This window comes from Victivallis lenta (genome assembly GCF_009695545.1).
Taxonomy (GTDB): Bacteria; Verrucomicrobiota; Lentisphaeria; order Victivallales; family Victivallaceae; genus Victivallis; species Victivallis lenta.
In genome coordinates this window covers 1-19,971 of the sequence record NZ_VUNS01000006.1, presented here as the reverse complement: position 1 = coordinate 19,971, position 19,971 = coordinate 1, and the positions used below count along the sequence as shown (strand labels likewise).

General features: G+C 55.4%; 17 protein-coding genes and 1 pseudogene. 1 reads left to right on the top strand and 17 read right to left on the bottom strand.

Annotated features, from left to right (window positions below; translation table 11 throughout):
• Window positions 1–59 precede the first annotated feature (59 nt).
• From FYJ85_RS24390 to FYJ85_RS07285, 14 genes and pseudogenes are all read right to left on the bottom strand, one after another.
• Window positions 60–251 (bottom strand): annotated as a pseudogene (locus FYJ85_RS24390) (DapH/DapD/GlmU-related protein); the annotation flags it as partial.
• A gap of 362 nt (window positions 252–613) precedes the next feature.
• Window positions 614–2,086 (bottom strand): oligosaccharide flippase family protein, encoded by a 1,473-nt coding sequence (locus FYJ85_RS07345; RefSeq protein WP_154417611.1) that lies wholly within the window; start codon window positions 2,084–2,086, stop codon window positions 614–616.
• Entirely contained in the window at window positions 2,067–3,170 is a 1,104-nt protein-coding gene (locus FYJ85_RS07340) for a DegT/DnrJ/EryC1/StrS family aminotransferase (protein WP_154417609.1), read from the bottom strand. Before FYJ85_RS07340 ends, FYJ85_RS07345 begins: the two co-directional genes overlap by 20 nt.
• A 3-nt stretch (window positions 3,171–3,173) precedes the next feature.
• Entirely contained in the window at window positions 3,174–3,827 is a 654-nt protein-coding gene (locus FYJ85_RS07335) for an acyltransferase (protein WP_154417607.1), read from the bottom strand.
• Window positions 3,824–4,894, bottom strand: coding sequence for a non-hydrolyzing UDP-N-acetylglucosamine 2-epimerase (gene wecB / locus FYJ85_RS07330; RefSeq protein WP_154417605.1), 1,071 nt, complete (start codon window positions 4,892–4,894; stop codon window positions 3,824–3,826). The genes FYJ85_RS07335 and wecB overlap by 4 nt, the downstream gene beginning before the upstream one ends.
• 9 nt (window positions 4,895–4,903) lie before the next feature.
• Window positions 4,904–5,860 carry a Gfo/Idh/MocA family protein gene (locus FYJ85_RS07325; protein ID WP_154417603.1) on the bottom strand — a complete coding sequence of 319 codons (957 nt, stop codon included), beginning with the start codon at window positions 5,858–5,860 and terminating at the stop codon, window positions 4,904–4,906.
• Window positions 5,857–6,789, bottom strand: a complete 933-nt coding sequence (locus tag FYJ85_RS07320; protein ID WP_420856462.1) for a GDP-L-fucose synthase family protein — start codon at window positions 6,787–6,789, stop codon at window positions 5,857–5,859. The genes FYJ85_RS07325 and FYJ85_RS07320 overlap by 4 nt, the downstream gene beginning before the upstream one ends.
• A gap of 5 nt (window positions 6,790–6,794) precedes the next feature.
• On the bottom strand, window positions 6,795–7,847 hold the full coding sequence (gene gmd / locus FYJ85_RS07315) for a GDP-mannose 4,6-dehydratase (RefSeq protein ID WP_154417599.1): 1,053 nt from the start codon (window positions 7,845–7,847) through the stop codon (window positions 6,795–6,797).
• Between the two features lie 14 nt (window positions 7,848–7,861).
• Window positions 7,862–8,884, bottom strand: coding sequence for a bifunctional heptose 7-phosphate kinase/heptose 1-phosphate adenyltransferase (locus tag FYJ85_RS07310; protein ID WP_154417597.1), 1,023 nt, complete (start codon window positions 8,882–8,884; stop codon window positions 7,862–7,864).
• Between the two features lie 6 nt (window positions 8,885–8,890).
• Complete coding sequence (locus FYJ85_RS07305) at window positions 8,891–10,174, bottom strand: nucleotide sugar dehydrogenase (RefSeq protein WP_154417794.1); 1,284 nt, start codon at window positions 10,172–10,174, stop codon at window positions 8,891–8,893.
• A gap of 570 nt (window positions 10,175–10,744) precedes the next feature.
• Window positions 10,745–11,635 carry an NAD-dependent epimerase/dehydratase family protein gene (locus tag FYJ85_RS07300; protein ID WP_206213023.1) on the bottom strand — a complete coding sequence of 297 codons (891 nt, stop codon included), beginning with the start codon at window positions 11,633–11,635 and terminating at the stop codon, window positions 10,745–10,747.
• A 25-nt stretch (window positions 11,636–11,660) separates the two neighbouring features.
• Window positions 11,661–12,230 (bottom strand): transcription termination/antitermination NusG family protein, encoded by a 570-nt coding sequence (locus tag FYJ85_RS07295; protein ID WP_206213022.1) that lies wholly within the window; start codon window positions 12,228–12,230, stop codon window positions 11,661–11,663.
• Between the two features lie 198 nt (window positions 12,231–12,428).
• A complete protein-coding gene (locus tag FYJ85_RS07290; protein ID WP_154417591.1) occupies window positions 12,429–12,761 on the bottom strand; it encodes a hypothetical protein in 333 nt (110 codons plus the stop codon).
• 409 nt (window positions 12,762–13,170) lie between these two features.
• Window positions 13,171–14,772, bottom strand: coding sequence for an amylo-alpha-1,6-glucosidase (locus FYJ85_RS07285; protein ID WP_106052886.1), 1,602 nt, complete (start codon window positions 14,770–14,772; stop codon window positions 13,171–13,173).
• Window positions 14,773–14,892: 120 nt separating this feature from the next.
• On the opposite strand from FYJ85_RS07285, the gene FYJ85_RS07280 reads away from it, so the two are divergent.
• Window positions 14,893–15,771: a helix-turn-helix domain-containing protein gene (locus FYJ85_RS07280; protein WP_206213021.1), complete on the top strand. Its 879-nt coding sequence runs from the start codon at window positions 14,893–14,895 to the stop codon at window positions 15,769–15,771.
• Window positions 15,772–15,780: 9 nt separating this feature from the next.
• Here FYJ85_RS07280 and FYJ85_RS07275 read toward each other — a convergent pair whose 3' ends face one another.
• The 3 genes from FYJ85_RS07275 to hisI are packed head-to-tail and all read right to left on the bottom strand — an operon-like array spanning window position 15,781 to window position 19,432.
• Window positions 15,781–16,935: a redoxin domain-containing protein gene (locus FYJ85_RS07275; RefSeq protein ID WP_206213020.1), complete on the bottom strand. Its 1,155-nt coding sequence runs from the start codon at window positions 16,933–16,935 to the stop codon at window positions 15,781–15,783.
• Entirely contained in the window at window positions 16,932–19,052 is a 2,121-nt protein-coding gene (gene murB, locus FYJ85_RS07270) for a UDP-N-acetylmuramate dehydrogenase (protein WP_154417585.1), read from the bottom strand. The genes FYJ85_RS07275 and murB overlap by 4 nt, the downstream gene beginning before the upstream one ends.
• A gap of 2 nt (window positions 19,053–19,054) precedes the next feature.
• Window positions 19,055–19,432, bottom strand: a complete 378-nt coding sequence (gene hisI, locus FYJ85_RS07265) for a phosphoribosyl-AMP cyclohydrolase (protein ID WP_338116696.1) — start codon at window positions 19,430–19,432, stop codon at window positions 19,055–19,057.
• Between the last annotated feature and the right edge of the window lie 539 nt (window positions 19,433–19,971).

The window sequence follows — 19,971 nt, the reverse complement described above, 5'->3', positions numbered from 1 at the left end:
CTTAAGAATTGAATGATTCCGAACCGGAAGACGTGCCGGCGGCAGACACCCGGAATAAATCAGTTTTCGATGCTGTTCTCCGGCATGAACTCCCGGTAACGGAGAATTCCGGCCGGAACGCCCCCGACAACGGCATAAGCCGGGACGTCTCTGGTAACGACCGCTCCTGCGGCAATGATTGCATGATCTCCGATGCGAACTCCCGGGAGAATAACCGCATTGGCTCCGATCCATACACGCTTCCCGATCACGATTCCCGGTCCGGAGGCAAGCTCATCCCGATCCCCGGAAATTTCCCGGTCCAATTCATGATTGGCGGAAATGATCCTGACTCCCGGGGCAAAAATCGTGTCATCCCCGATTACAATCCTGTTATAGCCCTGAATATAGCAATTTCCGGAAAAGGCGAATGAACGCCAAACATCTTTTCCCGGTATGATGTCCCCCCATACCTGCGAGGTAAAATGCACCATGAACGGCACTCCCGCGTTAATCCGCAGGACGCGTTGATGGATCATATTGACCAGCCAGAGCCCGAACGGAACCGGCCAGGTAAGGCGGTTCAGCAGAATGCCGGGAATCCTCCAGGGATGCAGGAGTGTATTTTTTCCTCTCATGATACCGTTCTCCGCAGAAAATTCCTTTTGACAATCCCTAACAGCGCAGCATAACTCTGCGGCATGAAAAACCATGCAGCAGCCAAATAGCAGCAACCGAAAACAATACCGCCGCAAAGCAGTTTGACCGCGGACGGACCGGGTATCAGATGTGCTGCGGCGCTGATTGCTCCGGCCGCAGCCGCGCACAAAAGAGTCTTTCCCAGTTGGACAAACGGCAGCATATGGAAAATACTGCATTTGAACTCTCTGCTCAGAATATACAAAAGCCGAGGAACCGCCCAGAAATAACACGCCAGAATCGTGCCGAGGGCAGCCCCCCAAGCGCCGAAAAGGTATACCAGTCCACAGCTCAGCACAAAGTTCACCGCCAGTTCCTCGATGGAAACCTGCATATACTTCGCCGTCCTGTTCAACGCCGTGAAAGCCGACCCGTAAGTGACGATTGAAATCGGAATCGAGCACAGGTAAATCAGAAAAACAATATGGCTGGCCTCATAGCGCTGCCCGTAAAACAGCAGAATAATATCTTTATTGAACAGGATGCAAAATACCATCAGCGGAAACAGAAACAAGGCGGTCTGAGCAGGAATCCGGCGAAACAGTTCCAATGCGTTTCCGAGCTTTCCCTCTTTGCACAGCAGGGTCATTTCCGCCAGAATCACTGTCGTGATCGAACCGGTGATGATACCGATGAAGGGCAGTTGGATCGCTCCGGAGGAGTAGACGGCAAAACTTTCCGGCGTACACATGGAAGAGACAATGACCTTGTCGAGGGAAATGGATACCGATCCGGCAATTGAGGCCAGCCCCAGCGGTACGGAATAAATCAGGATTTGTCTGATATTTTTCAGGCGGGGCCAGTCCGCTCCCCCCCGGACAGTCCGAAACACGATATACAGCATGGCCGGCAATGATATTCCGGCAACCATGATTTTCACCAGCAGCGGCCACTCATAGCTGCGGGTGGCGATACAAGTAACAATCACTCCGGCAACCAGCAGACACTTTGTGCACAACTGAAAAACCGCGGAGAGAGTGATCCGGTCGCAGATGATCAACACCGAATTCAAGCTGAGCACAGGGAATGTCAGCAGCGGGTAAATGATGAACCAGCGCAGGGTCGTTTCCAGTGCGGGATTGTCAAATCGCAGTGCCAGCAGCCGGTTTCCGCCCAGAAGCAGAAATACACTGAAAATACTGCCCATAACCAGCGAAATGGCAATATTGTCGATGATGATTCCGCGCCGACGCTCTTTCGCTCCCGATAGAAAATAATAAAGGGAACTCGGAATTCCCAGCGTCAGGAAGGGAACGGCAAACTCATACGCCAGCATCGTCTGCCGATAGGTGGCAAGATCGGCCATGCTCAAAAAACGGTTGCAGACAATGCTGGAAGCAATCAGCGCCACACTGGACAACCCCTGTCCCAGCGACAGGGCTATGACTTTAGCAAGACGTGATGACATCGGCGATTTTCTTCTGTTCCGACACCTCCAGGTACGGGTGCATCGGCAATGCGAAAATGTCCTGCGCCACAGCTTCCGACACCGGCAAAGTCACCGGAGACAAATAGGAGAAAGCGGTTACTTTATGCAATGGAACCGGGTAATAGACCGCAGTTGGAATCTTCTCCGTCTTCAAGGCTGCCATCATCTCCCCCCGACGCGGAGAACGCACGCAATACTGCGCCCATGCCGAACAACAGCCGGGCTCGATGAAGGGAGTTGTGACTTTGCCGGACAACCATGTGCTGTAACGCCTTGCCGCTTCGTCGCGCGCCTCCAGCTCGGCCGGGAAAATTTTGAATTTCTCCAGCAGAATCGCCGCCTGGATCGTATCGAGGCGTGAATTGAGTCCAAGCCGGACATTGTCATATTTGTCACGCCCCTTGCCATGAACCGCGACTGACCGGCAGAGCACGGCAAGTTCATCGTCATCCGTGAATATCATGCCCCCGTCTCCGTAACAGCCGAGCGGCTTCGCGGGGAAAAAGCTCGTCGTTGAAGCCAGGCCGAAGGAACAGGAACGCCTGCCGCCGCGTTGCGCTCCGAAAGATTGCGCCGCATCCTCCAGGAGCCATAAACCATGCTTTTCCGCAACCGGTACAATCGCCTCAAAAGCAGCGATCTGCCCGAAGAGGTCCACGGGAATGACTGCCCGGGGGACCAGCGTTCCCGCCTTCTTTACCTTTCCGATCGCCTCATCCAGCTTTGCCGGATCAATATTATAAGTTTTCTCATCAATGTCGACAAAAACCGGGGTTGCTCCGAGATTACCGACCACCTCCGCCGTGGCGAAGAAAGTGAATGGCGTCGTAAACACCGCATCACCGGGTCCGATTCCCTTTGCCATCAGCACGATTTTCAATGCATCGGTCCCATTGGCACAGGCGATTGCATGCCGGCGCCCAACGAAAGCGGCCAAAGTACTTTCCAGTTCCCCGACTTCCCGTCCTCCGATATAATGCCCATCCTCCAGGACTCTTTTCACGGCTTTGTCGATGGTCTCCTCATGCCGTTTATACTGCGTGTGCAAATCGATGAACTGCATTTGTCATTTTTCCTTAAACTCATCGTAGGTATATTTCCCGACCGCCAGCTCAGGCGGGAGCGGAGCCTCCTCATCCAGATCGAGGCAGCGGACGATCCCTTGAGCAACTTCCCTGTACCGGAAACCGCTTTCCGGGCAAATCATGATCCCGTCTGCGTCCGGATTTTTAAGACAGTGACCATGACGGCTGACCCATGCGGTCTGCCGCCCCGGCACGCCGACGATCATCGCATAATCAGGAACATCCCGGGTCACGACCGCTCCCGCCGCGATGAAAGCGTAGCGGCCGATGCTGATTCCGCAAACAATCGTGGCATTGGCGCCGATACTCGCTCCACGCCGAATCAGAATTCTTTCATACAGCGAATGGCGTTTCACCTGACTGCGGGGATTGGTTACATTAGTCAGCACGCAACTGGGTCCGAGAAACACATCATCTTCCACAACGGTCCCGGTGTAGACTGCCACATTGTTCTGAATCTTGACATTGTTGCCGATTGCAACGTCATTGGCGATATTGACATTCTGGCCGAGAATGCACCCGCACCCGATTCTCGCGCCGCTCTGAACATGGCAGAAATGCCAGATTTTTGTTCCGCTGCCGATAGTGACGTCCTCATCGACATAGGCGGATTCATGCACAAAAAAATCACTCATAAATTCAATTTTTCATTTAGAATTTTTACAATTTTCTGACAGGCATGGCCATCGCCGAAAGGGCGATATTCCGGATCGATATGCGGAACGACCGTAAATTTCTTCATGATTTCCGCAGCCACCGGAGGCGCCATCTGGTTACGATTGCCGGCCAGCGTTTCCGGCCAGACCACATGGTGGAACACCGTCACACACGGCACACCGGCATAAAACGCCTCGCATTGGAGGCCACCGGAATCAGTGACAATCCGCTCTGCCTGCCCGGTCAACCGTACGGATTCCAGATAACCGACTGGCGGAATCAATATCACCTTCGGGAAACTCTTTCCGATTCGCAGCGCCCGCTCCCGATTGCGCGGATGCACAGGATAAATCGTCGGATAGTCGAGGCTTGATACCGCTCTGAAAATCTCAGTCAAAGCTTCGTCGGAGGTATTTTCCGCCCGATGACAGGTCAAATAACAGTATCTATCCGGCATTGTGATCGGCATGCTGTTGTAATCAACCGGCGTTCTTTTCTGCTCCGCCGCTCTCTTCCCGAAGTAGAGAAAAGCGTCATACATCACATTGCCGACGGTATAGGCCCGGGCTCCCAGGCCCTCCCGGTCCAGAAACGACTTTGCGGAATCCGAGGCGCAAAACAACAGCGTCGAAAGATGATCGGTAGTAATCCGATTGACCTCTTCCGGGTTGTCCAGCGTCCCGAGCCTGTTCCCGGCCTCAACATGAATCAGCGGAATGCGCAGCTTCACAGCTGCCAGCGCCCCGGCCACGGTGGAGTTGGTGTCGCCGTACAGCAGCACGGCATCGGGCCGTTCCCGAACCAGAACCTCTTCAATGGCGATCAGCATTTTACCGGTCATGACGCCATGTGTCTCTCCGGAGATCCCGAGGTTGTATTTCGGAGCGGAAATTTCCAGCTCATCAAAAAATACAGTGGACATATTCGCATCAAAGTGCTGTCCGGTGTGAATCAGAATCTCCTCATGGCATCCACGCAGCGCACGGGACAGAATTGCCGCCTTGATAAACTGCGGGCGGGCACCGACAATCGTAATGATTCTCATTGCGCCAGATCAGTAAGAGATCATTTCCATCAGGCGAATGCCGGAGAGCACATCCTCCCGGGAGGGAAACATCTCCCAACGACCGGAAGCGATGTATTCATACAACGTGTTGTGTCCCTTCCCGTACTGATGGTCGAGTTTGAAATCCATATCCGGTTTTTCAACTCCTTCCACATCCCAGAAGTCGATCTGATTCAAATTCGTGCCGGACAGCCGGATGGTTCCTTTTTCGGCGATCAGCGTAAACTCCGTCATAAAATTGCTCCGGTACACGCTGACCGTCGCATTGATGGTGCCAACGGTCCCATTCCTGAACTGCAATACAGCCGACACGGTATCCTGCGTCTCCAGATTCCGCAACGAACCGCCCAGACCGCGACTGAAAGCCAGCTCACCGAAAAAGAAATGCACCATATCCACGTAATGGCTCGCCTGCGTATACATGACGCCGCCGTCAAACTCGCGCGTTCCATGCCAGTCAATGCTGTAATAATCGTCGTTGCGGTTCCAAAGCACGTTGCAGACGAACTGGTACAGCTTTCCAAGGCGGCCGGAGTCAATCAGGCTCTTGATTTCCCTTACCAGCGGATTATAACGATTCTGGAAAACCGGCAGCAGCGTTTTCCCGGCCTTTTCGACACGACGGTAAACCTCGTATGCTTCCCGCAGGGTGAGCGATAACGGCTTTTCGCAGACAATGTAAGGCGCATCCGTCAATTCGGCGATATTCGAAACATGACGAGGATGAAGTCCCGAAGGAGTCAGCACACTGATAACATCAAGCCCCTTTCCCTTTAATTCCCGGTAATCGGTCACATATGGAATCTTAAGCTGTTCAGCGGCCGCCCGCGCCCGCTCTTCCTTCTTGTCGCAGACATAAGCAATTTCGACGCCCGGAGTGGCGGTAATGGCTTCCATGTGCCGTTTGGAAATACGGCCGCAGCCGACCAATGCGATTCGTTTCATTTCGATATACCGTCCTTATATTCTTGAATGGTTCTTCTAATGCCTTCGTCGATGGTGATTTCCGGTTTCCAGCCAAGCTTTCGCGCTTTGCTCGAATCCATAAGTTTGCGGTACATGCCGTCGGGTCTGGAGGCGTCCCACCTGATTTCTCCTCTGAATCCCGCCGCCGCGGCGATCTTTCCGGCCAGCTCCCTGATGGTGATGTCGCTGCCGCTGCCGATGTTGACGACCTCCGGGTCATTGTGGTTCTGCATGAAATAATAGACCGCATTCGCCACGTCGTCCACGTGCAGGAACTCCCGCAGCGGAGCACCGGTTCCCCAGACCACTTCCACGGCCCGGTTCTCCCGCGCAGCCGTCACGAAACGCCGCACGAAGGCCGGAAACACATGGCTGTTCTCCGGATCGTAGTTGTCGTTGGTTCCGTAGAGGTTGCACGGCATCAGGCTCACCGTGTTCCAGCCGTACTGCCGGCTCAAATAGAGGCAGAGTTTGTACCCGGCGATCTTGGCCAGCGCGTAACCTTCGTTGGTCGGCTCCAGCGGCCCGGTCAGCAGATACTCCTCTCTGATCGGCTGCGGCGCACGGCACGGATAGATGCAGCTCGAGCCGAGAAAGCAGAACTTCCTGACTCCGTGCAGGTAACTCTGCATGATCACATTGTTCTGGATCTCGAGGTTCTCAAGCAGGAATTCCGCGCAATGCGTCTTATTCGCCATGATTCCGCCGACCTTCGCTCCGGCCAGAATCACGTAGTCCGGCTGTTCGGCATCGAAGAACTCCTTCACCGCAAGCTGATTGCGCAGATCGAGTTCGGCTCGGGTGCGTTTCAGAATGTTCGAGTAGCCCTCTTTTTCAAACTTCCGCACGCAGGCGCTGCCGACCATGCCGCGGTGGCCGCAGATGAAAATTTTCGCGTTTTTGTCGATCATGTTCAGAACCCGATCTCGTAATTCGGGTTGTCCAGCAGCCGCAGGTCGCCGTCAACCATGATTTTCACCAGTTCTTCGAACTTCACTTCCGGCTCCCAGCCGAGCTTCTCCTTCGCCCTGGCCGGGTTGCCGAGCAGCTGCTCGACTTCGGCCGGCCGGAAATAGCGCGGATCGATCCGGACCACCGTTTTTCCGGTCGTCGTGTCGATGCCGGTTTCGTCAACGCCGGCCCCCTTCCATTCGATGCCGCGCCCGACCCGGGCGAAGCTCCTTTCGATGAACTCACGAACCGTATGCATTTCTCCGGTTGCAACCACATAGTCGTCAGGAACTTCCTGCTGCAGCATCATCCACATCATCTTCACGTAGTCCTTCGCATACCCCCAGTCGCGCCGCGCATCGATGTTACCCATGTAGAAGCACTCCTGCAATCCGCGGTGAATCCGCGCCACCGCCATCGTGATCTTGCGCGTCACGAAGGTCTCGCCCCGCCGCGGAGACTCGTGGTTGAACAATATCCCATTGCTGGCGTGAAGGTTGTACGCTTCCCGGTAATTCTTCGTGATCCAGAAGCCGTACTGCTTTGCAACCGCGTACGGACTGCGCGGATAGAACGGCGTCGTCTCGCTCTGCGGAACCTCCTGCACCTTGCCGTAGAGTTCGGAGGTCGATGCCTGGTAAAACCGCGCCGGAACCCCGGTCTCCTTGATCGCGTCCAGCAACCGCAAAGTCCCGATCGCATCGGTCTCCGCCGTGTACTCCGGAACCTCGAAACTCACCTGCACGTGACTCTGCGCGCCGAGGTTGTAAATTTCGGAGGGTTGGATCTTCTCGATCAGGCGGCTCAGGTTCGACGAATCGGTCAGGTCTCCGTAGTGCAGGAACAACCGTACTCCGTCCAGGTGCGGATCGCGGTACAGGTGGTCGATCCGCCCCGTGTTGAAGCTGCTCGCACGCCGGATGATGCCGTGCACCTCGTAGCCCTTCTCCAGCAGCAGCTCGGTCAGATACGAGCCGTCCTGGCCCGTTATGCCGGTAATCAATGCGCGTTTCATATTCAATTCATCTTTCAGGATAAATTATTCTTTGCCAGTTCCTGCTGTATTTCCAAACTTGAAACAGTAGACGTTCCAAGTTTGCCGACGGCAATCCCGGCGGCAAGATTTCCCAGCAACACCGCCTCACGTATTTCTGCATGTGCCGCCAAAGCCATTGCGATAACCGCAATTACGGTATCTCCAGCGCCGGAAACATCATATACCTCTCGCGCGACGGCCGGTAAGGCCGAGCCAGCCGGATCTCCGGTCCGGGAAAATAGCAGTATGCCGTCTTGCGCTAAAGTGAGAACAAGGTTCTCAATCTCCCAATCCTGCATGATTGTCGAAGCAGCCCTAACTAAATCTGCCCGATTGTTGCTCGGAAGTACGCCGCCTAAAGCCCATAACTCACGGCAGTTAGGCTTCAGGACCGTAAGTTTTTCAACTCGCATGTGATTGCGTGGATTCGGGTCCAGCAACGAAAACACGCCATAATGGTTGGCCGCATCGACAATCGCCTGTGAAATTTCCTGGTCCAGTACTCCTTTGGCATAATCTTCCAGAACAACCGCATCAATCTGGTTGTCGGCCAGAAGCCGGGTCAGCCGTACAATCAGCAATTCCTTCTGATCATCATTTATAGGTGATGTGTTTTCCTTATCGATTCGCAGCAACTGCTGGCTGCCGGATAATATCCGGGTTTTGACGGTCGTTTCCCGGGTAACGGCGGTTATCACCCCTGAACATTCTATTTTGTTCCGGCATAATTGCGAAATTACTTCATGCCCGGCGTCATCGTCACCGACAATGCCGAAGGCGAAGGCGGCGCCCCCCAATGCAATTACGTTTTGCATAACATTGGCTGCACCGCCAAGACGAACGAAAGTCTCCTGGGCCTGAACAATAGGGATCGGTGCTTCCGGAGAAATTCGTTCCACGCTGCCGCGAATATAACGATCCAGTATGATGTCCCCAATGACCGCAATACGTTTGCCGGTCATATTTCCAAGAATGCCAGACAGTTTTTGAGGAAAGCATTCCATCATCATATTCATCCGCTTCTACAGCCTGCCATCCACGATGTCACGCGGGACGAATCCTTTGAGGTCAAAGATAACTCCATCGGCGCAGGTATATTTTCGTAAGCTCATATCAGAAAATTCCCGGTGAGCCACAGCAGCCACGATCGCGTCATAATTTGAAGCCAGAGCCTTCAGATCCTTAAAACTTGTCAAACCATATTCCGTCCTGACTGCCGCCGGATCTGCCCACGGATCATAGATATCCACCCGGCATCCGAATTCCTGCAATCCGTAAACAACATCTGCCGCATGAGAATTCCGAATGTCAGTACAGTTTTCCTTGAATGTGATGCCAAGCTGCAACACTTTGGCATTCACAATTTTCAACTCTTTTTTAATCATAAGTTTCACAACTTCGGCCGCAATATATTTGCCCATGCCGTCGTTGATGCGGCGGCCGGCGAGAATCACTTCGGGCAGGTAGCCCAGCGCCTGCGCCTTATGGGTCAGATAATACGGATCGACGCCGATACAGTGTCCCCCGACCAAACCCGGTTTGAATTTCAGGAAATTCCATTTCGTTCCCGCCGCGGCCAGCACATCATTCGTATCGATTCCGATCAGGCGGAAGATCTTCGCCAGCTCGTTCACGAAAGCGATATTCAAATCCCGCTGCGAATTTTCAATCACTTTCGCGGCTTCCGCGACCTTCATTGAACTGGCCCGGTGCGTCCCGTTCTTCAGAATGCTGCCGTAAAGCGCATCGACGATATCGGCAGTCTCCGGCGTTGAGCCGGAGGTGATCTTCAGGATCTTCGTCAGAGTATGTTCCTTGTCGCCGGGATTGATCCGTTCCGGGCTGTATCCGCAAAAGAAGTCGGTGTTGAATTTCAGGCCGCTGAATTTTTCCAGAACCGGCACGCACTCCTCTTCGGTGCAGCCCGGATATACCGTACTCTCATAAACGACGATCGCTCCCGGCTTCATCACCTTGCCGACGGTTTCGCTCGCTTTATACAACGGCGTCAAATCCGGGCGGTTGTACTGATCCACCGGCGTCGGCACGGTCACGATAAAAATGTCCCGGTCTTTCAGATCGGCCGGGTCGCCGGAGTATTTCAGGCGAATCGCGGCTTTCAAGTCTTCCGATGAGGTTTCGAGCGTCGTATCTTCCCCCCGGCGCAATGCTTCCAGGCGTTCCGGTTTCACATCGAAACCGACGGTGTCATACTTCCTGCCGAATTCGACCGCCAGCGGCAAGCCAACGTAACCCAAACCAATGATGGCGATTTTGATCTCTTTGTTTTTGATTTCTGATAACATTGTAATATTCTTTCCTTGTTTTATACAACACAACACCATCCATGCTCAATCTCTGCGGCCGACAGTACAGGCGTCAATTTCGATATTACATATCACTGCCATATTTTATTTTTACATTTACATTCATGGTTGCGACGAACATCTTTCCACTGTTCAGTTTTTTCCGGTATCCGCTAAATCCGAAAAACGGACCGGTTCTGACCGTTCAAAGCTTCTCTCTCGGAAGCCGGAGGATATTTTTCCGATTCACATCGCACGTTTCAGAAAGCTGTTCTAGCTTGCGGCGGACTTCCATCTGCGCTATGATTTCGCTGTCACAGCCGGGGATGAATATCAACAAGGCGGAGTACGTTGGAATGCCTATATGATGGAGTTGTCTTCTTTACGCCGCGCCGCATAAACACAGACACAGCCGCCATATACCGGTTCGTAAATGGTCTTATATTTGGAACGTACTCTTCTTGCTGATGGTAAACGGCAAGCTATTTTGTTCCATGCTCGTACGGACTTGCTTTCCGCTGCGATGACACGCACCCGGCCGCGGTTGCCGCATTGTAAAATACATATCAATCAATTTACGGCATAAAGCATCGGCTTTTCGCTAAGCCAGCTGTCAAACAGATATTGACGCTCATACTTCAAACTCTCATTAAAGAGCTCGTCCGACAAATATTGATCTCCGGCAAAGAAATCCAATTCGTCATACAGGTTTAAGCCGCGTTCAATAAAATCGACATGATATTTTCGGGATATTGCATGGCCGACCTCGCTGATCGTCTTGATCTCGCCCGGGATATTGACTAACATCGGACAATTCTCACTATTCATCAATTGAGTTACGGCTCTGCAAATATCAGAAATATGAATTAAAGAGCGTTTGGCCTCTCCCCCCATCGGAATTTTCAGGGAAACATTGTTTTCTGCTTCGGAAATCATTTTATTCACGAATCCGTCAACCGCCTTCATGTCAGCCTCATTGCCATACGGAACTCCGATTCGCATGATGTGCGGAACGGCATAGCCTTTGTTACTGCATCCAAAAACACTCAATAAATTTTCACCGGTAACAAGTGCAAGATCGTGCTCGTTACGGGGGTAAATCGCGGAGGTTTCGGATATCGGCTGATCCGCATCCGGCATGCAAATCGCCGCAGAAGAGAAGAAACAAATATCCCCGATAAATTCACGAGCGCGCAAATGATCCAAAATACCTTTCAGTTTTGCGGCATATGCTTCAAACCCCATGCCGGGATCAAGGCAGATGACAATCCATTCTCCGTCAACAGCAGGCATATCTTCATATTTGCCGAGGTCGGAAACACATATCGATTCCGCCTCATACCGAAAGGGTTCCCCCTGGGTGCAGCCAATAACGATTTGCTTCATGGCTTGCAAATGCTTCAACATATGAGCGCCGAAATAGGTATCCGTACCGATGATCGTATAGATGTTTTTTTTCATGGTTGCCATCTCCCGACCGTGAAGCCTATACTTTGGTAAACTTATATTGTCTCGGATCAATTTCAGCAGTGACGCAGCCGCCAATAATCTCGAGTTTGATAACCCACAGGAAACGTTTCCGCCTTTCAACCAAATAACCGTACGAACCTTCAAACTGACGCGGTTCTTCAATCACAAACCGGTCATTGACCGCGATCTCTTTTTTGTATTCCACTTTAGTATGAAATGATAATTCTTCCATGACTTGCAAGCCCCGCAGCTCCTCCGCAAAAGATGCCTGCTGAACTTTGGGAACATCCAAAAGCGCTCGGACGGAGTTGGTTCTCCATACAGACTGCCGTTGGGTGCAATCAAGACGCGCAAAAACGTAGGACGGCAGCATAGGACGCAAAACTTCATCTTCGTAACGATAAGAATTTGTTTTGTAGCAGACGTGATGAACTTTTACTGCCGGCATAACCGGCAAATAAACCGGAATCCCTTTTTCTTCAAGCTGGCGATACAGCTTTATTTCATGCCGGGGAACTGTTCTCAGCGGATACCACAAAGAGTTTTCATCCTCGGTTATGACGATCTTTCTGGGTTCAAATCTCATAGATATCGATACACCTCCGGTACTCCTCGAGAAAAATATCCTTTTTCTCAAAGAGTGGCCTGCTTCAAATATTCGGCCGAAACGGAACCAGTGCCGACCATCCCGGTCGTGCCCAAAGAGCCGCCCCATAAGGAATCAACTTTTCTCTATTGATCCTTCTTTATCAACTATTTCGCTAAACACGGACAGCCGCGGACTTCAGATCAAAGCTGAAATTCGCGGCTGTCTGTGCCTGGCATAGCAAAACGCCGGAGCGGGCACAAGAGAACCTGCTTCGGCGCAAAACCGGAAATTTTTATATTCGTCCCGGAAATCCGGGCAGGACAAAGTCCCGCTCCAGATCGCGGAAAAAGAAATCAGAAAATCAGAATGAGATGCTGTGCATTGGCATGCAACTTGCTTGCTTGCTTGCTTGCTTGAAAATTCGACTTGATGACTGGCGTCATCAAGTATTGCGGATGAATCCGCAATCGTTTCCCGGGAACGGAAACACAAAAATACCATGGACGGCATCGCTGCAGAAATCATCACTCGATCGTTCCCTTGTTCCCTGTTAATTTTCTTCGAGATTAATATTATAGCGTAAATTCCAGTAAAGTCAATATGTGCGACCCGAAAAACACGGCATTCTTCACTGTTGTCAATGTTTTTCCTCTCACTGAATCATTCCGCCGCCAATCACATGATAACGATTCAGGCAGCCAGGCAGCAGAGCGCCGAAACGATCTGCCGGGAGCCGGCCAAACGCCGCCGGCAACGGGAGCGGGGTAGAGCCGGAACATTCCGATGAGTGCGGGCGAAGCATTGCAACAGATTATAAATCTGAAAACAACAGAAACAGAAGTGAACGGTTCACCCATGAAACATCGGCGACCGTTCACATCCGCCGCGCGGAGCCTGCCGCACTTTTTTACACCAGGCTGCAACGGCTTACTCCGTGTCACCGGCCCGCGAGGCGACGGACCATCTCGATGTAAAGCGTCGCGGACCAGCCGTAATCGAAAAACACCTGATGATACGGACTCTCCCCCGGCGCGCATTTCCCTTTGCGCAGCAGTTCGGGCGGGTCGCATTCGCGGCGGTCGTCGTAAAACTCGAAGAAGGTTCCGTACCGGGCGTACATCCGCTCCTCCTCCCTGACGGTATCCGCAAACAGCTTCTCCGCCTCATCTTTGAAGCCGTAGCGCTCAAGGCCGAGGCCGATCAGGTAATTGATGTTGATCCAGACCGGACCGCGCCACATATCCTTCGCATACGCCTCCGCATTGCGGCGGCTGATCGACGGAATGCGGAACGGCGTGCCGAAGCGTTCCGGGTCCCTCAGGTTCGCCAGCAGTTTCGCGGCCTGCTCTTCTGACGGCGCGCCGCAGATCAGCGGCAGGAATCCGGCCGACGCGGCGACGCCGGTCAGACCGCCGCCGCGCACGTCGCGGTCCATGTAGATTCCCTCTCCTTCACTCCAGAGCAGGCGGTTCATAAGCCCGTTGAGCCGTTCATGCCGCTCCTGCCAGAATGCGGCGCGTTCCGGCAATTCCAGCTTCCGCGCGAAGGCCGCCATCGTCTCGCACTCAAGCGACAGGTAGCTGTTGAAGTCGGGCGCGTCCAGCTCGGCGGCGGAGTCGAAGCGCGGCGAATTGTCCATGCCGCTCTCGCCGCTCCGGCAGTGCGGGTCCCCTTCGATCGCCCATTCGACGAGCCCGGCGCCGTCGCTGTCGCGATTCCGGAAAATCCAGTCGAGGTAACGTTCGAGCTTCGGAAACGCCTCGGCCAGGAACACACGGTCCGGCGCCGTCTCATCGACCGCCGCGATGCCGAAGGCCAGCACCGGCGGCTGGGTCACCTCCGAATGGCCGTGCGGCGACATCATATGCGGAATCAGGCCGTCCGGAAGCTGCTGCGACAGCACGGCGCGCAGGCTCTCCCGCGCCGTCTCCGGATCGAAATGGCGCAGTCCGACCGCGTGAAAGACCGAGTCCCAGAGCCACATCTTGCGATGCGGCCAGCGGTCCGGCGTCGTCCACCGGCACGGAATCCCTCCGCAGGCGGAGTTGACCTGCCCCTTCAGCTGTGAATACGCCTTGGCCAGCGTCCGAAGCCGGAGCGGGTCGGCAACGCCGAAATCCGGCAGCGTTTCGAAATACCTTTTCCGTTCCGCCAGCAGAGCATCGATGTCGGCGTCGATCAGCTCCGGACGGAAGTGCGCGGCAACGCCGACCAGCAGGCGGTTCCCGCGCCGCAGGACGGCCAGTTTTCCGGCCGGGACGTCGGCAGAGCAGCCGTCTCCCTCGATCAGCAGATGGCGGCACTCCGGCAGCACACCGCGGATACCGTCGAGCTCGAAGCAGTCCGACGCGAGGAAGCAGCGCCGCGGCGCTCCGCCCGGCAGCAGAATCCTCCCCGGCTCCGGCAGACAAAGGTCGAAGCCGCCCTCCTCCCGGCTTCGCAGCACAAGCCCGTCGTCATAATCGGTTTCACCGTCAATCCCGGAATATGCGATAAGCTGCCCCTTGCCCCATACATTCAGCGCACCGTCGATTTTCATGAAGCCCCCTTGATTTTACTGAAATTCCATAGTAAAGTATACTTCATCAGAAGGGCTCCGGCAACTCCGGAACCCTGCAAAAACATCAGGAATCCTGCCGGACACATCAGGAATCAGGGCATGATCAAAATTTTCAGCGCCGCCGAAGGCAGCAGGCTGTTCGGGGAAAATATCGGAAAATATCCGCTCCACCACTTCACGTATGCGGCGCTCGATCCGCCGGCCGGAGAGTGGGCGCTGCAGGCCGTCTTCGGCGGAGACGACGAGAATACCGCGGGCTGCTGGCGCGAACGCGAGAACTCCGAGATATTCTCCCTCGAACTGGTCACCTCCGGAACCTTTGCGATCACGCAGTTCGGACGGCGCGAGGAGTGCGGACCGGGAGACCTCTTCCTGATCCAGCCCGGCGCCGACAGCCGGATGGAGTGCCTGACGCCGCGGACGCTGAAACGCACGGTCTGCATGGCGGGCACCGCTCTCATTCCGCTCCTGACCGCCTTCGGGCTGCGCGACACCACCGTACTGCGCCGGGTGAAGCGTGAAACGGTCGAACCGCTGTTCGACCGGCTGTTCGAACTGCTCCGCAGACAGCCCGAACGGTGGGAATTCGAATCCTCGGCTCTCTGCTACCGGATTCTGCTCGAGCTCTCGTCCAACCGCCGGGAACGCCGGCTGCCGCCGCTGCTCGCGCGGGCGCTCCGCCATATCGAACAGCATTACGCGCAGCCGCTGACCGCAGCCGGACTGGCCGCGCACTGCGGCGTCAGCACGACCACGCTCTTCCGGCTGTTCCGGGAGCACCTCGGCCGGTCGCCGATCGACACCGTGATCCGTCTGCGCATGAAGCACGCCCGGACGCTGCTGCTCGAAAACCGTCTGCCGGTCAAGCAGATCGCAGAACAGGTGGGGTATGCGAACGCACTCTATTTCTCTTCGGAATTCCGGCGGAACTGCGGCATGTCGCCGCGCGAATTCCGCCGGAAACAGCAATGCTACTGAATTCCGCCGCTACTTGATCTGCCTGCCGAGCGACAGAACCGTGTTGTAGAAGATGACGTAGGATTTCGCCTTCTCGAATTCCGGCGTGTCCTTCAGCAGGACCATCGCCTCCTTCGACACTTCCAGCGCCTTTTCGGGGCGGCCGCAGTAGTAGAGGCTGCGCGCGTATTCACCGAAGATAAAACCCTTTTCGCGGTTGTCCTTGAATTTCGGAGCCTGATAAGCGGCGCGGCAGAGCTTGAAGGCGTTCTCGAGCCGCAGCTCGCCGACCGGCTGATTCATCTCCTCCTGCGCGAGCTTGACCAGCGTGACCGGCTGGTCGCCGAAATTCGCGATGATGCGGTCGAACCAGGCGCCGAGCTCGTTGAAGCGGTCCGCCTCTTTGAGCACGGCGACCGCCATCTGGTAGAACTTCAGGTTTTTCGGCTGCCGCGCGATGACCTCGTCGAGAAAGGCGGTCGCCGCCTCCGGCTTGTTCATCAGCGACGCGAGCAGCCGGACCTTCAGGGAAACGAGTTCCATGTTGTCCGGGTAGATGCCGAGCTCCGCATCCAGCAGCTTCAGCACGGTCGGGTAGTCCTTGATCTTCATCGCGTCCATGACCGACTGCGAGAAGTTTTCGCGTTCGATCCTCCCCTTCAAATCGAATTTGCCCGAGAGCACCTCGTCGAGCACCGGTTTCAGCACCTGCGGCTGCCCGCGCCAGTACAGCAGGCCGTCCCGGCCGATCACCGCGGCCATCGGAACCCGGTCGCGCTCGCGCATATAGAGATTCACGCTGGCGAGCTTGTCGTCGGCCGCGACGGAGAACGGCAGCTCCTTGAGCCGGATGAAGTTCTTCACCGCATCGGCCGAATCGATGCCGATGCCGATAAAGACGACGTCCTTCTTTTCATACTCCTTCGCGAGCTTTGCGACATCGGCGAAATTTTCGGTTCCCTGCTTGCTGATCGTCCAGAAGAAAAGGACCGCATATTTCTTCCCTTTCAGCTCCGAAAGCCTGACCTCCCCGCCCTGCGCCCAGGCCGCCACGTCGAGTTCGGGGGCAACGGAACCGGTCGCGGCCGCAACCGTCTGCTGCTGCGGCGGAGCCGCATGGACGGCGGAACCCAGACCCAAAGCGAACGCGGCGAAAACCGCGGCGAATTTACCCGACTTCATCATTTCGTTTTTCTCTCCAGTAAATTGAACCATTTGAAAATGAACTCCGCACAGAGCAGAAAAAGTCCGTTCACAATCATGACCCATGCGCCGGATATCCCGGCGAGCAGCCCCTGAAAACCGACGGCCAGAATCGGAATCGCGCAGAGCACAAGCGCGATCCGGAACATCCAGCGGCAAAGCCTGAGCAGCGCCGGATTCGGCGCCGCGCCGGGCCGGGACGGACGCAGCGCCGGCAACGCCGCCGGCTCCGCAGCCGGGCCGGCCCCGGAGCGGACCAGCGGACGCTTCATCGCAGCGTAGACCAGGCCCGAGGTCATCCGTTCAAAGCTGATGCCGGAGACCTTCGACGCCTTCGGCACCAGGCTTGTCGCCGTGCAGCCGGGCAGCGAATTCCCTTCGAGCATATACGGAATATCGTCGGCCCCGACGATGAAATCGACCCGCAGGATGTCGCGGCTCCCGGCGCCGAGATAGAGCAGCTGCGCATACTCCGACGCCTTCCGCACCACCTCGCCGGACAGGGAAACGACCGGGCAGAAATACTCCGTGTGTCCGTCTTTGTAAACATACTTCGCATCGTAATTGTAGAAGCCGTGCGGACTTTTGATTTCGATCGCCGGCAGAATCCGGCCGTTCACGATCGGCACGGTGATCTCAATCCCGCGGACGTACTCCTCGACCAGAATTTCGGGGGCGAGCCTGAGTTCGTCGTCGAGCGCCTTCTCCCACTCCGCCTCCGTCTCGACCTTCACAATGCCGATCGTCGATCCCTCCATCGGGGCCTTCAGGATCACCGGCAGTTTCAGTTCCTCCGGAAACTGCCGCTCCCGCCCGGAAACCACCGCCCACTTCGCGGTCGGGATGCCGAAGCGGTCCATCAGCCGCTTGCTCGCGATTTTGTCCATCAGGAGCAAGCTCGCGGCGCTGCCGGAACCGACAAAACGCAGGTTGTTCTCCTCGAAAATCTTCTGAATCCGGCCGTCCTCGCCGTAGCCGCCATGCAGCACGGGATAGACCACGTCCGCCTCCAGCATCTCCGGGTAAAGCCGGCACTCCGTCACATCGGTCAGAACGACGGAAAATCCGGCATTGCGCAAAGCGTCGGCCACGGCGCGGCCGCTCATGAGTGAAATCTCCCGCTCGCTCGACGAACCGCCGTAAAGGACGTTCACCTTCGGCGGCTCCGCTGCGGCAAGCACCTTCTTCTCCGACTCCGGATTCAGGAATTTCACCTCCGGCCGCAGATAGAAGCCGTGCCGCTCGGCCACGGCGCGGCGCACGGCGGAGAGAAGTTCGACATACTCCGCTTCGCTCGCATTGCCGGTATTGACCACATAATTCGCATGTTCGGCAGCGACCTTCACGCCGCCGATCCGGCAGCCTTTCAACCCGCACTCGTCGATGAGACGCCCGGCGGGGTCCATCGGCGACACGTTCCGGAACGCACACCCCGCGCTGCGGCCGGAGGGCTCCCGGCGGCGGCGTTCGAGCACTTCGGCCTCAATCGCCGCCAGCTCCGCAGCGGGCTCTCCGGCGGGCAGCGACAGAAGCGCGCCGGTGATGAAAACATCCTCCGGAATCGAGCTGCTGCGATACCCCCAGACGACCTGCGCCCCCTCCTGCCGGAACGGGGAGCCGTCAAGCCGGAAGCCGGTCACTTCAGCCGTGAATCCGCCGATGTCGGCGCCCGAAGCTCCGGCATTCATGCGAAGCGCCCCGCCGAGCGTACCGGGAATTCCGGCCAGCGGCGCGAGCCCGGCGAAACCGGCCTCCGCCGCTTTGCGGGCCAGCTCCGGCAGCCGGATGAACGCACCGGCCCGGAGTTTCCCGTCCTCCTTTTCCGCCCCCGAAAACCCGGCTTTCGAGAGCCGGAGCCCGAGTTTCGGGCACGGCTCGTCCATCCCGGCGAGGTTCGTGCCGCCGCCGAGGATGAATACCGGAATCCCGGCGGAGGCGGTGAACTTCAAAACCGCCGCCAGTTCTTTTTCGTCCGCGATTTCCGCGAGGTAAGGCAGCCGGGAGCCGACTCCGAGCGTGGTCAGCTCGGCATACGGCACGTCACTCCGGACTTTCAGGCCCGGAAACTCCTTCCGGAGTTGTTCCATCCACTCTTTCATGATCACTTCTTATACACTTTGGCGGGATCGAAGAGAACCGGGGCGATCTCGACGAGCGCGCCGGAATCGACTTTGCGGAAAAAGCAGCTGCGGTGGCCGGTATGGCAGGCGGCCCCTCCGATCTGTTCGACCTTGAAGACGACCGTATCGCCGTCACAGTCGACCAGAATCTCCCGGACGAGCTGGACGTTGCCGGACTCCTCCCCCTTGCGCCACAATCTGTTGCGGCTGCGCGAAAAATAGACCGCCCGGCCGGTGGAGAGCGTCTCCTCCCACGCCTCGCGGTTGATGTAAGCCATCATCAGAATGGCGCCGTCGTCCGCATCCTGCGCAATTGCCGGAATCAGTCCGCCGGACTTTTCAAAATCAAGTTCGATCACCTTGCACCTCAAAATCAGTTCCGCCGTTGAAAATCCATCCTTATAATTTGCCCCGCAATCTGTTTTTTGCAAGCAGTTTTCGAACTTTTCAGCATGAAAACAGTTCATCGGCCCCGCAGCCGGATCATCACGCGGAAAATCGCAAATTTTTCAGAATGGATATTGACTTTTCCCTTCATTTATTTCATAATATTACAATTAAAAATTTCTTTTGAGCCTTTTGGGCATTCAGTAATATCATCAAGAGTAAAAATCGGAATACCAGTACCCCTGAAAAACTTTATATAAAACGATTACAATACATCATAATTTTATTTTAGTTATTTCCGCCCAAAAAACAATTTCTCTGGTTTTGAAAATATTCACTAAATTTAAATCATATAAAAAAAGCATAAATATTGATATTTTTCTACACACCTGTCCTAACAATTTTCAAAATGGCGTAATTTTCTGATTACGCCCCCTCATTTTCATCTATTTCACACCAATTCTCAAAAGTAGCCCCCCTTTGTTGTAAATCAGCTGTCCTAAAAAGCGAA